Raw genomic sequence first — 13,862 nt, 5'->3', positions numbered from 1 at the left:
AGATCTCCGCGCTTACAGCATCGGGGTTTGTGCCGGAACGGCCAGGGCATCGTTCTCGACCACATGCACCTTGGTGTCGTTGCTCAGGCGAACCTGACCCGACAGTACGATCTGGTCACCGGCCTGGATGCCGGAGAGCACATGCACATCGTTGCCACGGCGCTCACCGGCCTTGACCACAACCTGCTTGGCTCGCAGCACTTTCACCTTGTTACCCTCTTTGTCGGTCTCTTCGCCCTCTTTGAGCACGTAGACGTTCTGACCGTAAAGGGTGAAGGAGATAGCGGTCTGCGGGATCACGATCTGATCTTTCACCGTCGGCAGAATGATGCTGGCGCGGGCGAACATACCGGAACGCAGCTGACCGTCGTTGTTCGGAATGTCTGCCTGTACCTGGATCAGGCCGCTCTGGAAGTTGACCGCAGGCTCGATGGCGGTGATATGACCGTCAAACTGGGTTTGCGGATAGGCATCCACATTGATCTTGATGGTCTGGCCCAGCTTGATTTTGGAGATATCGGTCTGGGGCACGGTGAAGCGCAGGCGCATCACGCTGGTATCTTCCAGGCGCACGATATCTGTGCCCGGCTGCAGATACTGACCGAGGAACACATTGCGCAGGCCGACCACGCCGCTAAAGGGCGCACGGACTTCACGACGGGCAATGGTCGCCTTCAGACTCTCGATATCTGCTTCCAGTGAGCGATAGGCCGCTTCCGCCTCATCCAGTTGCTCTTTGGAGATGGAGCTGGTCTTGTAGAGGTTCTGGAAACGATCGAACTTGGCTTTTGCCGCCGGCAGCTTGGCCTGGGAGGCGCGCAGATTGGCCCGCTCCACGGTGGAGTCCAGGCTGAGCAGCAGCTGGTCAGCCTTGACCGGTTTGCCCGACTCGAAGGTGATGGCGTCAATGGTACCGGCCAGTTCGGTGGAGAGGGTCACCCCCTGATTCGGCTCGATGAAGCCGATCGCTTCGATGGTCGGTACCCAATCCTGCGCCTTGGTCACCATGGCGGTGACGGGGAACTCGGGTTCCGGCCGGTTGGCCATATATTGGGCAATCATCTTCTGTTTGAACAAATTGAAGCCGATGACGCTGCCAAACAAGGCGATCGCTATCAGCAACATAATGGCCATCCACTTTTTCATGAACAGGCTCCTGAGGTGGAAAGATTGGGGGATAAAATGGCATTCCAGCTGGCCCGGATCGCGGTTTCCAACTGCGATTCGGTCAGCGTGATGTTGTGCACCCTGCACTGCAGGGCCAGATGCATGACACTGTCCAGACTCAACACCTGGAGTGCCCGTATCGGTAAATCAATAAACAATCCTTGTTCAACGCCCTGTTCAAAAAATCGGTCCAGAGGCTCCCAGGCGGCCAGAATGACAGGATTGGTCTCCAATTCTGCCCCTAGCGGAGAGCTCTCGTACTGCAATTTGCACCGGATAGCGTTGGGTTCGTTAACAAAAATGGCATGAATATTGAGCCATAATTGGCGAAATTGTTGAAATGAAACTTTATCGATTGCTACATCGGCCATGACCATGGGCACACACTGCAAGATAGTGTGCTGGTGCAGTTGCCGGATCAGATCATCCTTGTCGCCGAAGTAGCGATAGATGGTGCCGGTGGCAACATTGGCCTTCTTGGCGACTTCTGCAATCGACAGACCATGAAAACCCCGTTCACCCAGCACCTCATGGGCCGCGTTGAAGATGCTCTCTTTTTTATCCAGAATCATCAGTGTGACTTTCGATTGAATGAACGTTCATTCATTCTAGATGGGCATCAAATCAAGTCAAGGCAGCAAGGCGATTTGCGACTGCGATCTGCCCCTTTTTGGCTGTCAGCAGGGGAATAGTGGAAGAAAAGTGCGCAATGTGCTTGAAAAAACAACGAACGGTGTTTCGGTGACAGAAAAGTGTAGACAAACCAGCAACCATCATTAATAATGCGCCCCGTTCGACAGCGTAGCGCCCGTAGCTCAGCTGGATAGAGCGCTGCCCTCCGGAGGCAGAGGTCACAGGTTCGAATCCTGTCGGGCGCACCATCAAAAGTGCGTCGGTTAAACGGGCGTTGTTGTGGAACGAAAACAGCTGTGGTGGCTGTAGCTCAGTTGGTAGAGTCCCGGATTGTGATTCCGGTTGTCGTGGGTTCGAGCCCCATCAGCCACCCCATTTTACAGCTTGTCAGGTACGCGAAGGTGGCGGAATTGGTAGACGCGCTAGCTTCAGGTGTTAGTGCCCCCCGGGTGTGAGGGTTCGAGTCCCTCTCTTCGCACCATACTTGCTGTATGACGAGGATGACCATCAGGTCGTCTTTGTTTTTTGAAAAGCACTATTTTTGAATAGCATCGGTGATTAGCGCAGCCCGGTAGCGCATCTGGTTTGGGACCAGAGGGTCAAAGGTTCGAATCCTTTATCACCGACCACATTTAGAAAAACCTCGCTTCGGCGAGGTTTTTTGCTTTCCGGCCTTTACTGCGCCTGCACGCTTTCTCTGTTACGTCTGTTTACACTCTATCAGGGCAGAGTGCCCAACCTTTCGGTTATGCTTCAGCCTCGAGTCACTGACAAACGGATGTCATCGGCCCATTTCAGGCATTTTCCATGAATAACAAAATTTCCCTTGCTTGCTCTCCCGCCCTGCTGGTCGCCTTGTTGCTGGGAGGATGTACCATCAAGCCGCCATCAACCGATGAAATGATGGACTCAATCGCTTCGATACCGTCGGAGGACCGGGTGCTTTCCCCCTTGCTGACCAGCGGTGATTTTTGCGTTGCGGTGTCCCAACAGAAGGTGTTGGCACAACCTTGCAGCGGAAAAGACGATCAACTGTTCGAGTGGGATCTGGGTGAGTTGCGTCTGCAGGATCTCTGTTTGCAAGCCAAAAACGACAGCGAAGTGATGCTGGCACCCTGTGACGGTCAGGCGCAGTGGGAGTGGCAGAAAGACAGGCTTTTCAACAGCAAGGTCTCTCGCTGCCTCGATGTGGCCGGGCGACGCCATACCCCCGGCACGCCGCTGCGGCTGGCTGAATGCTACGGCGGAGCGAACCAGAGCTTCAGCTGGCAGCGGCCCAATCCCTGGCTGGAAACCCTGAAAAAACAAAGCCTCACATGGTGAGGCTTTGCTGAATCGGATGGCGGGCTGAAGAGGATCAGGCGGCGCTGACGCTCTCCAGCTCGAACAGCTTCTCCAGATAGACGGCGACGCCATCTTCATCGGAGGTGAGGGTCTGCTCGTACTCCGGCAGCGCCATTTTCAGGCGGTCATGGGCGTTACCCATCACGATGCCGCGCCCCACCATAGTCAGCATCTCGAGGTCGTTCATGCCATCGCCGAATGCGATCGCCTCCGACATGTCGAAACCGTTCTGCTCCAGCACGGCACGCACCGCATTGCCCTTGTGCACCCCGGCGTGCATCACTTCGAGGCAGTCCGGCAGGGAGAAAGTGACGTTGAGCTGATCGCCGTAACGCTGGTTGAGGTGCGCCTCAATCTTCAGCAGCTTCTCGTGGTCACCGATGTAGAACACCTTGTTGATCTGCTCTTTCGGTTCCTGTTTCAGGTCATCGACCAGACGGTAGGTGAACCCTGACTCGTCGTGGAACTGCAGCAACCAAGGCAGCTCCTCTTCCACCACCCAATCATCACCCTGATAGACATTGAGGTGGATAGAGGGATCTCGCTCCAGTGCAATCAGTTCGGCGGCGATCTCGGTCGGCAGCGGCTGGTTGAAAATCAGCTGGTCCTGTTTGTCATGGACCACGGCGCCATTGGAAGTAATGAGGTAGATGTCCATCCCCAGCGCATCGCGGAAGCTGCGAACGTCAACATGATGACGGCCGGTGGCGACCACGAATTTCACACCTTGTTCTACCAGGCGGTGCAGGGTATCCCGGGTACGGGGAGAGATCTGGTGCTGCTTGTTGAGCAGAGTGCCATCGAGATCGGATACAACTACCTTGAACATCATTACCTCGGCATCGATTGAAAACAGGGGCAGTTTACCTTAGCCCGCACTGTCACCCCATTTATTTAGGGTTACAAAAAATAGCCAGCTCAGAAGCGGGCGAAAAAGTCGACCATCGCGGTCAGGGCGGGCTGGCGTTTGTCATCGGATTCGATAAACAGTTCGTGCCAGGCCCCCTCGATGCGCAGCGGTTTGCCCCCTTCGCACTTGGCAATGGTGCAGAAGCGTTCCTGCGCGGCATTGTCCACCACGCTGTCCTTGCCAGCTTGCAGCACCAGCAGCGGGGTTTTGATGGCGCCCGCATCGGCGATGGCGGCATCGGCACCGGTGATCCCCTGATAAATCCAGTGGGCAGTCGCGCCACCCAGCTTGATCTGCGGGTGCTGCTCGTAGATTTGGCGGAAGGCTTGATAGCGGGGCTGGCTGTGAGTCAGCTCGTTATCGGCAAAGCCGTGATCCTGATAGGCGCCCTGACCGGGGCCGTAGGGAGGCTCGCCAAGCCAGCCGCCGACCGTGCCTATGGTGCTCGCCAATCCCTTGGCCAGCCACTTGGGCAGACCGCCGAGATTGATGCCCAGCATGGGGGAGGAGAGCACGGCCGCCTTGATATCATCGGGCCAGCGTTCCAGATAGCGGGCCGAGATGGCGCCGCCCATGGAGTGGGCCAGCAGGAACAGCTTTGCAGGCTGGTCCGCCATGATTATCTGGTCGTGAAACTGCTTGAGATCGACCACATAATCGTCGAACTGGTCGACATATCCCTTCTGCGGGTCATTCAGCATCCGGTCGGACATCCCCTGACCACGATGGTCGATGAGATAGAGGCTGTAGCCCTGACGCCAGAGATCCCACGCCAGCTCCTGATACTTGAGGTAGCTCTCGACCCTGCCATTGACGATCAGGATGGCGCGATCGACCTTGGCTTGCCGTAGCGCGGCATAGCGGATGGTTACGCCATCCTTGCCCTTAAACTCTCCTTCCACCGCATGCTGGCGCCAGAAGTCGGGCAGGGTTTGCTGGTAGAGGCTGGGTACATCGGCTTCGCTGGTGAGCTGATAGGTATTGGTCACGGCAAGGGCTCCGGCAGAAAACAGGGTCAGGGCCAACAGGGAAAGAGAGAGGGGTTTCATCAGGCACACTCCTGTTGCCAATGGTGATAAAGGGCGGCGATATCCCCCGAGCAGAGTAGCGCCATGCTGGCTTGCAAGCGGGGCAGGGGCCAGTCCCACCACTGCATCTCTTGCAGCATGAGGATCTGCTCATCGCTGAAACGGCGGCGGATCGGTTGGGCCGGGTTGCCGCCGACTATGGTGTAAGGGGCCACATCCCTGGTCACCACGGCGCGGGTGGCGATGACGGCGCCGTCACCTATGGTGATGCCGGGCATGATCATCGCTTCCGAGCCGATCCAGACATCGTTGCCAATCCGGGTGTCTCCCTTGCGCAGAAAGCCGCTGCGGGCCCCTTCGCCAAAGGTGTCGGGGTTGAACGGGAAGGTGGAAACCCAATCCAGCCGGTGGCCCTGATTGCCCGCCAGCATGAAGGTGGCGCCCGAGCCGATGGAGCAGAACTTGCCGATGATCAGCCGATCCACCTCGCCCCAGAGGCCGCTCTCCCAGGTGTCGCGGGTCGAGCCATCGCCGAGCAGGTAACGGACGCAGTGATCCTCGAACGGCTTGCCGTGGTAGTAGCCGGAGTAGTAGCTGTAGTCGCCGGCCTCTATGTTCGGGTTGGTCAGGTGATCCCGGATGATTTGCGATTCCAGCCAGCTGCCAAAAGGGTTCTCCATCACTCCTCCTGTAGGTCGTCCTGCTCGCTCTGCTGCGCCCACCCTTTGCGGGTCAGCTGCATCCGCTGCCACCACTCTTCGTCCGCCAGAATTTCACCGGCCGGGCCGAGCTGGGGGTAGGGCATTTCTTTCTCTTTGCAGAGCTGGGCATAGATAGGATAACCCCCCTCGAACAGGATGCTGTTCTGCTCCTCCAGCGTGAGCGGGCAGCCGCGCTGATAGCAACCGGCCAGCTCGCGCTGACGCTGCGCTTCGTAGAGGATGGCGGCGGCAGCCACCGAGACGTTGAGGGACTGCACCATGCCCACCATGGGAATGACGATATGGTGGTCGGCCAGCGCCAGCGCCTCTTCACCGATGCCGTGTTTCTCCTGACCCACCAGAATGGCGGTCGGTTTGGTGTAGTCGATAGCGCGAAAATCGACGGAGCTGTCGGAGAGGTGAGTCGCCAGGATCTGCATGCCGGAGGCTTTCAGCTCGGCAACGGCGCTGCCGATGTCCGGGTGCAGTTTTACATCCACCCAGTTCTGGCTGCCGCGGGCGGTGCCCTTGCGCTTGTGGATCCAGGTTTTGGGCCAGACGGCGTGTACCCGGTGGATGCCGATGGCATCGGCGGTACGCACGATGGCGGCCAGATTGTGGGGTTTATGGACCTCTTCCATGCAGACGGTCAAATCGAGCTGACGCTGGGCCAGCATGTCGGTGATGCGCTTGAAGCGTTCGGGGGTCATGGCTTGTCTCTATAAAAGCAGCAGGCGGCTTGCGCCGCCTGTGTTCAGTTCTTCTGTCGGCTCACCTTGAGCACGTTGGGCATCACGCGGATCTTGCGCATGATGTTGGCCAGGTGGATGCGGCTCTTGGTTGTGATGAGCAGGCTGACCTGATAGACCCGGCCATCCTTCTCTTCGGTGCTGATGGCGTGAATGTTGGCGCCGGTGGCGGCAATCACGTTGGCCAGCTCGGCCAGCGCACCCTGATGGTTGACGATCTCGATGCTGATACCGGTGCGGAACTCCTGCTCCTGCTCCTTGTCCACTTCCCACTGCACTGGCAGGTACTTGTCCGGCTCCTTGCTGTAGCCCTTGATGTTGCGGCAGGCTTCCTGGTGGATCACCAGACCCTTGCCCGGACTGATATGGGCGATAATGGCATCTCCCGGGATGGGGCGGCAGCAGTTGGCGAAGGTGACCAGCATGCCGTCGGCACCCTTGATCGGCATCTTCTTGCTGCTGGACTTGGGTTGCTCTTCCGGCGGCAGTTCATCCCCCAGCATGCGGCGCGCCACCATGACACTCATGGCGTTGCCGAGGCCCACATCGGCCAGCAGTCCCTGCAGATTCTCATGTTTGGTATCGGCGAGCACCTGCTTGATGCGCGGCTCGGGGATGTCTTCGATATTCTTGGCGCCCAGCGCATGGTTGAGCAGGCGGCGACCCAGCACCACCGACTCTTCGGTGCGCAGGTTCTTGAGGAACTGGCGGATCTTGGAGCGAGCCTTGGTGGTCACCACGAAGTTGAGCCAGGCTGCATTGGGGCGAGCCCCCGGCGCCGTGATGATCTCCACCGTCTGGCCCGAGTGTAGCGGGCTGCTGAGCGGGTAGGGGTGGCGGTCGACCCGCGAACCGACGCAGGCGTGGCCGATGTCGGTGTGCACCGTATAGGCAAAGTCCACCGGCGTGGCGCCAGCGGGCAGCTCCATGATGCGTCCCTCCGGCGTGAACACGTAGATCTCGTCGGGGAAGAGGTCGGTTTTGACCCCTTCGATAAATTCAAAGGAGCTGCCGGCGCTCTGCTGCAATTCCAGCAGGCTCTGCATCCAGCGCTGGGCGCGGATCTGGGCCGTGGTGCCCGAGCTGTCGCCATCCTGCTTGTAGGCCCAGTGGGCAGCAACCCCTTTGTCGGCCATCTGATCCATGAACTCGGTGCGAATTTGCACCTCGACCGGTACCCCGTGCGGCCCCACCAGCGAGGTGTGCAGCGACTGGTAGCCGTTTGTCTTTGGGATGGCGATGTAATCCTTGAAGCGGCCGGGGCGCGGTTTGTAGAGGCTGTGCATCTGCCCCAGCACCCGGTAACAGGTATCTATGTCCTTCACCTTGACCCGAAAGGCGTAGATATCCATTACCTCATGAAATTGCAGCTCTTTTTTCTCCATTTTGTTGTAGATGGAGAACAGATTCTTCTCGCGGCCACTGACCTGATGTTCGATCCCCGCCTCTTTCAGGCGACCGCTGATTTCGCTCTGGATGGAGTCGATGATCTCGCGGCGATTGCCACGGGCGCGGCGCACCGATTCGCGCAATACCCGCGATCGCATCGGATAGAGCGCCTCGAAGCCCAGCTCTTCCAGCTCGTTCTTCATGGTGTGAATACCGAGGCGGTTGGCTATTGGGGCGAAGATTTCGAGGGTTTCCCGGGCAATGCGGCGGCGCTTGTCCGGCCGCAGCGAGCCCAAGGTGCGCATATTGTGGGTGCGGTCGGCCAGCTTGATCAGAATGACCCGGATATCCTGGGTCATCGCCATCACCATCTTGCGGAAGTTCTCGGCCTGAGCCTCTTTGCGATCGCGAAACTTCAGCTTGTCGAGCTTGGAGACCCCGGCCACCAGCTCGGCGACCGCATCGCCAAACTGTTCGGCCAGATCGGCCTTGGTGATCGGAGTATCCTCGATGACATCGTGCAGCACGGCGGCCATCAGGGTTTCATGATCGAGGCGCATGTCGCCCAGGATTCGGGCAACGGCCACAGGGTGGGTGATGTAGGGTTCGCCACTGGAACGCATCTGACCCTGGTGGGCATCACGGGCCACCACATAGGCTTGCTTGAGCTTCTCAACCTGCTCTGGTGGCAGGTAGGAACTGGCTATTTCTTTAAGGTTTTCAAATAAATACAAGACAGTCCCCGCAGCGGTGAAACGGCAATTCGTGGAATTGAGGGTATAGCCCTGAGTTTGCGAGGTTTTCGAGCGGTTGTAAATGGGGATGAACAGTCGGCACCCGGGCGGGTGCCAACCGGAGGAATAACTTAACCGCGGCCTTCGGCGATGGCAGCAACGGCAGCCAGCTCGGCGGCTTCCTGCTCTTGCTGTTCGTAGCGGTCCTGGGTGTCCATCACTTGATTGTTCACCAGACCCAGCTCGATCTCACGCAGGGCGATCACAGTCGGCTTGTCGTTCTCTTCGTCGACCAGGGGATCTTTGCCTTGTACCGCGATTTGACGAGCGCGGCGCGCGGCGACCAGCACCAGGTCAAAACGGTTACCTACCTGTTTTACAGCATCTTCTACAGTAACGCGTGCCATGCAGGACTCCAGTGTTTGGGCTTTCTGTATTTAGAAAAGCAGTGTTTAAAAATGACGCAAAAGTTTACTTGTTTTTGGCTTACTCTGCCAGTAGCTGTTGCAGCAAGTTTTTTTGAGCCTGTTGCTGGTGACGCATCTCCAGCCGTTGGCACTCAATAATGGACCTGAGCTGGAACAGCGCCTGCTCGAAGTCTTCATTGATAATGACATAGTCATACTCGTCGTAGTGCACCATTTCGGCAATGGCTTTCGCCATCCGGCCGGCAATCACTTCGGCGCTGTCCTGACCGCGCCCAATCAGGCGGCGTTCCAGCTCTTCGCGGCTGGGGGGCAGGATGAAAATGGATTTGGTCGGCATCTGCTCGCGGATCTGGCGGGCACCTTGCCAGTCGATGTCGAGGAATACGTCGATCCCCTTGGCCAGACAGGCTTCGATGGCGGCGCGTGAGGTGCCGTAGTAGTTGCCGAACACTTCGGCCCACTCCAGAAAATCACCGCGTTCGATCAGCGCCTTGAACTCTTCCACCTGGACGAAGTGGTAGTGGACGCCGTGCTCTTCGCCCGGGCGGGTGGCGCGAGTGGTGTGGGAAACCGACAGCTGCATCTTGCCAGCTTGATTGTGGTTGGTCAGCAAGGCATTGAGCAGACTGGATTTACCCGCGCCGCTCGGAGAGGAGATGATATAGAGAGTGCCTTGTTGCGCCATATTATTACCTTTAATCGAAACCGCTGTTTTGGTTGTAGCAGAGACCGCCGTCTTGTGCCCGAAAGGGAGACAGCCAAACGCAAAACGCGGAAAACTCTTGAGTCAGGAGGATGTAAAGGCGGCGAATTTTACCAGAATGCGGCGAATAAAAAAACGGCCGGAATCATATTCCAGCCGATCAAAGTATTCGTAGCTTGCTGCGGGAGCGTAACCCACATCAGCCTGCATTGTGCCTTTGGCTGAGGGCAGAGGCTATCAGGTTATCCCTGCCTGATGGCTCGGAATTCCCGAGGTGCCCTGTCATTACGGCAGCTGACGATCTGCACAGAGGTGGTCGAAGGCGGCGATCACCTGCTCGCTGGTGATTTTTCGCATGGCCTCCTGATCCTTGAGGCGGGTGCGCCAGCTCAATTCGGCCAGCGGCTTGCCGGTCTCCTGCTCGACCAGCTCCTGATAGACGCTGACCACGTAGTCGCGGCACAGATAGGGGCCGGTGCGCGCAGGATTGTGGTGGGCATAGAGGCCGATCACCGGCGTGCCGACCAGGGTCGCCATGTGGGTGGGGCCGGTATCGGGGGCCAGTACCAGACTCGCCTCGCCAATCAGCGCCAACAGCTGCTTGAGGTTGGTCTGGCCAACCAGATCGACCGGCTTGCTCTGGCTGAGTTGCCGGATCTCGGCAGCCAGATCCCGCTCCAGTTTGGCCGGCCCGCCACAGAGATAGACCTGAAAACCCTTGCTGGCAGCGTGATCCGCCAGTGCGGCATAACCCGCAGCCGTCCAGTTTTTGAAGGCCTTGCTGGCGGCGGCGCAGATCAGCAGGGTCGGTTTGCCGCCAGTTTTCTCCTTTGCCCAGGCTTGGTGTTCGGCGCTGATGGGCAGTTGCCAATCCGGGGTCAGATCCTTGATGCCGAGCTCTTTGGCAAAGGCGAGGAAACCGTCCAGCACGTGGGGAGAGGCAGGGGATGGCACCTTGTGGTTGGTGAACAGCCACTGGCCGTCGTTGGCCCGCTCCCGATCAAACCCGAGTTTGACCTTGGCCTTGATGCCGAGGGTCGCGATGCTGGCCCGCATCGCCGCCTGCAGGTGGAGCAGGGCATCGAAATTGCGCCCCTTGAGGGTCTGCCAGAGATCGCGATAGCCGCGCCATCCCTTGCTCTTGTCGAAGGGGATCACCTCGACGCCGGGCAGATCGGCAAACAGGGTTGCCTCGATTTTGCCGGTGATCCAGGTGATGCGGGTCTGTGGCCACTCCCGCTGGATGACGCGCACCAGCGCCAGTGCGTGGCAGCAATCCCCGATGGCGGAGAGCCGCAGAATGCAGATGGATGAGGGAGGCGTTTGAAATAGCGGCATGATGTGGCGCACGGCTGGCAAAAAGGGTGGATGGCATTATGCAAACTCCCCTGTGGATTGTAAAATTGCGCACAATCGTCAGCCGGGCTTTGCCACCTGAATAGCAGCCGCCATGGCTGGCACATGTTGCGGGCATGCCATAGTCGCAGCCTCATCGCCCATAAACAGGGGCGATCAACGACCCACCGAGCGGGATCTCCACGATGCGAGTACAGACCGAACACAACCAGATCTGCTGGTATGCCGAAGGGGCCTTTCGCGACCCATCTCCCCAGTTATTCGATCCTGCCTGGTGGCAGAACAACCGTCAGGTGGTGGGAACCTCCATCGGACGGGGAGTGACCTGGTTCGTCAAGGATGAGTCCCGCCATCTGGTGCTGCGCCACTACTATCGCGGCGGTATGGTGGGCAAGGTGGTGCGGGATCGCTTCTGGTTCGAAGGGGTCGAGTCGAGCCGCGCCATGGCCGAATACACCCTGCTGGCCAAGCTGTGCGAGCTGGGGCTGCCGGTGCCGCGTCCGTTTGGCGCCCGTATGGTCAAACAGGGCCCCTTCTATCGCGCCGATATCCTGATCGAGCGAATTCGCGGTGCCAAGGATATGGTGGCGCTGCTCAAGCAGGGGCCGGTGGTGACCGAGGTGTGGCACAAGATAGGTCAGACAGTGCGTCAGCTGCACGATGCCGGGGTCTATCACGCCGATCTCAACAGCCATAACCTGTTGCTCGATAAAGAGGGCAAGGTGTGGGTGATCGATTTTGACAAGGGGGCGATCCGCTCCCCCGGCGAATGGCAGAAGGCCAATCTGGAACGCTTGCTCCGTTCATTCAATAAAGAGTCTCAACTGCACACCAGTTTCCACTTCGTACCGGAGAACTGGCAGACCTTGATGAACGGGTATCAGGGAAAAGCGCTCTGACCCTGTTGCTCGGCGTGAACGCCAATGTTACTTATTGAGCAGGTATTCAGATCCTGTTTCGAGGCGCCCCATGGAAATGCTCAAGACACCTTTGGTCGATGTGACTGCCCGGCTTGATCCGGGTCTGCTGTCTGATGCCATGGCGCTGCTGGAGGCGGGGATCTGGAGCTGGTCAGCCCAACATGGACTGCAGCGTGATCCCTCCTGCCTGCGCCTGTTGGGATTGGGAGAGAGCTGGCCGGATGATCTTGGCTGGCTGGATCGGGTTCATCCCGACGATGTCGCCCGGCTGGAAGATGCCCTGCTCGCCTGCCAGAGCGGCCGCAGCAGCGGTCTGCGCCTCGAATACCGCATTTTGCATCATCACGGTCACTACATCCGGCTGGAAGAGCGGATGCGTCGCGATGAGCGGGGCTATCTGCTGGGGGTCGTCCGTCACCTCGATCCCGCTGCCGTGCTGGTGGAGGAGCGACATGGCACCGATCCGCTGACCGGACTGGAGAGCCGTGGCCGTTTCGAGCAACTGCTTGAAGAGCGGCTGGCCACCGAGAGCGGCACTTTCAGTCTGCTGCAGTTTTCGGTCGATCACATGGCCAAAATCCAGCAGTTGTTTGGTGAAGCTGCCTGCGACGCCATGCTGGCCAAGCTGGCGCGTATCGTGCGTCACGAACTGCGGCGGGAAGATCCCTTCGCCCGCTGGGATGAGGACGGTTTTATCCTGATGCTCTCCCAGACCGAGCGGATGAGTGCGCTGGAGATCGCCGAGCGGCTGCGCCTCGAGATTGCCGATGCCAGCCTGCTGTCACAGCGGCCGGTCACCGTCAGCATCGGGCTGGTGCAGAGTCAGGCTGGCGAGCAGCTCGATCATCTGCTGGCCCGGCTGGCCAGCTGTCACAGTCAGGCCAGACGGGAGCACAATACCGTTGTCGGCTGAGTGTGGTCAGGGTTGGCCGCGCTTGTCACGCTGGCAGACCCAGAGCGAGGCCAGCATCAGCAGGCCGCCGATGGTCAGTCGGGTCAGGTCGGTATCCTTGCCCCAGAGCAGCAGATTGACCAGCAAGCCGGCCGGAATGAGCGCATTGTTCATGATGGCCAGCACCCCGCTGGTGACCAGCGTCGCCCCCTTGTTCCAGAGGAAGTAGCCGAGGCCGGAGGCTCCCACCCCCAGCCAAAGTAGAATGCCCCACTGCAACCCTGACGTTGGGTATTGCGGCTTGCCCAGCAGCCACCAGGCGGGCAGGGCGATCACCAGCGCCCCCAGATAGAAGCAGCCGAACACAGCCAGTTGCGGCGGTTGCTCCGCCTCCCGTGCCAGCAGTACCTTGTAGCCCACCTGACCCAGGGCGAAACAGAGGTTGGCCCCCTGCACCACCAGAAATCCCAGCACATAGCTTTCGGTCAGGCCGTCGAAGCGGATGACGGCAGCCCCGAGCACCGCCAGCAGGGCGCCCCACAGATAGGTGGGCTTGAAGCGCCCTTCCAGCAGATCGTGGAGCAGGGTGACGTAGATGGGGGTGAAGATGGTAAAGACCAGCACTTCCGGTACCGTCAGCAGCAGGAAGGAGTGGTAGTAGAAGAGATACATGATGCCGAGCTGGATGGCACCGAGAGCCATCAGTTTGCCTGCCAGAGCGGGTCGCAGCCAGCGGCGGCGCAGGAAGGGGAGAAACACCAGACTGGCGAGGGCGATGCGGGTCAGCACCGAGAAGTAGGCATCCACCTGGCCAGCGAGGTAGACCCCGATCAGGCTGAAGGAGAATGACCAGAGCAGGGTGACCCCTATCAAGTAGTTCATGTGTTTGATTTATCATCAGTTGTCAA

14 protein-coding genes and 4 tRNA genes are annotated in these 13,862 nt (G+C 59.0%); 7 read left to right on the top strand and 11 right to left on the bottom strand.

All coding sequences use genetic code 11. From position 1 onward, the window contains the following. Window positions 1-12: 12 nt before the first annotated feature. The gene (locus I6L35_RS05965) at window positions 13-1,146 is read right to left on the bottom strand and encodes an efflux RND transporter periplasmic adaptor subunit (RefSeq protein ID WP_005355753.1); all 1,134 of its coding nucleotides are present in this window, start codon (window positions 1,144-1,146) and stop codon (window positions 13-15) included. Further along, window positions 1,143-1,739 carry a TetR/AcrR family transcriptional regulator gene (locus tag I6L35_RS05960; protein WP_005339267.1) on the bottom strand — a complete coding sequence of 199 codons (597 nt, stop codon included), beginning with the start codon at window positions 1,737-1,739 and terminating at the stop codon, window positions 1,143-1,145. The genes I6L35_RS05965 and I6L35_RS05960 overlap by 4 nt, the downstream gene beginning before the upstream one ends. A gap of 232 nt (window positions 1,740-1,971) precedes the next feature. Between I6L35_RS05960 and I6L35_RS05955 the strand changes: the two genes are divergently transcribed. The 5 genes from I6L35_RS05955 to I6L35_RS05935 all read left to right on the top strand — a co-directional run bounded on the left by I6L35_RS05955 (window position 1,972) and on the right by I6L35_RS05935 (window position 3,123). Continuing rightward, window positions 1,972-2,048 (top strand) — tRNA-Arg (locus I6L35_RS05955). 51 nt (window positions 2,049-2,099) lie between these two features. Further along, window positions 2,100-2,175: transfer RNA gene (locus I6L35_RS05950), tRNA-His, on the top strand. A gap of 20 nt (window positions 2,176-2,195) precedes the next feature. Further along, window positions 2,196-2,281: transfer RNA gene (locus I6L35_RS05945), tRNA-Leu, on the top strand. Between the two features lie 71 nt (window positions 2,282-2,352). Further along, window positions 2,353-2,429, top strand: a tRNA-Pro gene (locus I6L35_RS05940). Window positions 2,430-2,607: 178 nt separating this feature from the next. Then, window positions 2,608-3,123, top strand: a complete 516-nt coding sequence (locus I6L35_RS05935) for a ricin-type beta-trefoil lectin domain protein (RefSeq protein ID WP_216979787.1) — start codon at window positions 2,608-2,610, stop codon at window positions 3,121-3,123. 34 nt (window positions 3,124-3,157) lie between these two features. Here the strand turns inward: I6L35_RS05935 and I6L35_RS05930 are convergent, their stop codons facing one another. The 8 genes from I6L35_RS05930 to I6L35_RS05895 form a co-directional block, all read right to left on the bottom strand. Further along, entirely contained in the window at window positions 3,158-3,973 is an 816-nt protein-coding gene (locus I6L35_RS05930) for a Cof-type HAD-IIB family hydrolase (protein ID WP_216980250.1), read from the bottom strand. An 89-nt stretch (window positions 3,974-4,062) separates the two neighbouring features. Then, on the bottom strand, window positions 4,063-5,103 hold the full coding sequence (locus I6L35_RS05925) for an alpha/beta fold hydrolase (protein WP_216979786.1): 1,041 nt from the start codon (window positions 5,101-5,103) through the stop codon (window positions 4,063-4,065). Beyond that, a complete protein-coding gene (locus I6L35_RS05920; protein WP_216979785.1) occupies window positions 5,103-5,762 on the bottom strand; it encodes a CatB-related O-acetyltransferase in 660 nt (219 codons plus the stop codon). The genes I6L35_RS05925 and I6L35_RS05920 overlap by 1 nt, the downstream gene beginning before the upstream one ends. After that, entirely contained in the window at window positions 5,762-6,493 is a 732-nt protein-coding gene (gene trmH, locus I6L35_RS05915) for a tRNA (guanosine(18)-2'-O)-methyltransferase TrmH (protein ID WP_216979784.1), read from the bottom strand. The genes I6L35_RS05920 and trmH overlap by 1 nt, the downstream gene beginning before the upstream one ends. A gap of 44 nt (window positions 6,494-6,537) precedes the next feature. After that, window positions 6,538-8,655, bottom strand: a complete 2,118-nt coding sequence (spoT, locus tag I6L35_RS05910; protein ID WP_216979783.1) for a bifunctional GTP diphosphokinase/guanosine-3',5'-bis pyrophosphate 3'-pyrophosphohydrolase — start codon at window positions 8,653-8,655, stop codon at window positions 6,538-6,540. A gap of 131 nt (window positions 8,656-8,786) precedes the next feature. Next, window positions 8,787-9,062, bottom strand: a complete 276-nt coding sequence (gene rpoZ, locus I6L35_RS05905; RefSeq protein WP_005307060.1) for a DNA-directed RNA polymerase subunit omega — start codon at window positions 9,060-9,062, stop codon at window positions 8,787-8,789. 79 nt (window positions 9,063-9,141) lie between these two features. Beyond that, the gene (gene gmk, locus I6L35_RS05900; RefSeq protein WP_005339253.1) at window positions 9,142-9,768 is read right to left on the bottom strand and encodes a guanylate kinase; all 627 of its coding nucleotides are present in this window, start codon (window positions 9,766-9,768) and stop codon (window positions 9,142-9,144) included. 303 nt (window positions 9,769-10,071) lie between these two features. Next, complete coding sequence (locus I6L35_RS05895; RefSeq protein WP_216979782.1) at window positions 10,072-11,124, bottom strand: glycosyltransferase family 9 protein; 1,053 nt, start codon at window positions 11,122-11,124, stop codon at window positions 10,072-10,074. Window positions 11,125-11,327: 203 nt separating this feature from the next. Here I6L35_RS05895 and I6L35_RS05890 point away from each other — a divergent pair, with 203 nt between their 5' ends. Both I6L35_RS05890 and I6L35_RS05885 read left to right on the top strand, forming a co-directional pair. Then, window positions 11,328-12,041 carry a 3-deoxy-D-manno-octulosonic acid kinase gene (locus tag I6L35_RS05890; RefSeq protein ID WP_005342265.1) on the top strand — a complete coding sequence of 238 codons (714 nt, stop codon included), beginning with the start codon at window positions 11,328-11,330 and terminating at the stop codon, window positions 12,039-12,041. A 70-nt stretch (window positions 12,042-12,111) separates the two neighbouring features. Beyond that, on the top strand, window positions 12,112-12,975 hold the full coding sequence (locus tag I6L35_RS05885) for a sensor domain-containing diguanylate cyclase (RefSeq protein ID WP_064334991.1): 864 nt from the start codon (window positions 12,112-12,114) through the stop codon (window positions 12,973-12,975). A gap of 6 nt (window positions 12,976-12,981) precedes the next feature. Here the strand turns inward: I6L35_RS05885 and I6L35_RS05880 are convergent, their stop codons facing one another. Then, window positions 12,982-13,836 carry a carboxylate/amino acid/amine transporter gene (locus I6L35_RS05880; protein ID WP_216979781.1) on the bottom strand — a complete coding sequence of 285 codons (855 nt, stop codon included), beginning with the start codon at window positions 13,834-13,836 and terminating at the stop codon, window positions 12,982-12,984. Window positions 13,837-13,862 lie beyond the last annotated feature (26 nt).

Origin of the sequence: Aeromonas sp. FDAARGOS 1405, assembly GCF_019048265.1 — a bacterium.
Lineage (GTDB): Bacteria > Pseudomonadota > Gammaproteobacteria > Enterobacterales > Aeromonadaceae > Aeromonas > Aeromonas veronii_A.
Note: the sequence above shows the minus strand (reverse complement) of the source record. Positions and strands in the feature narration are given on the sequence as shown.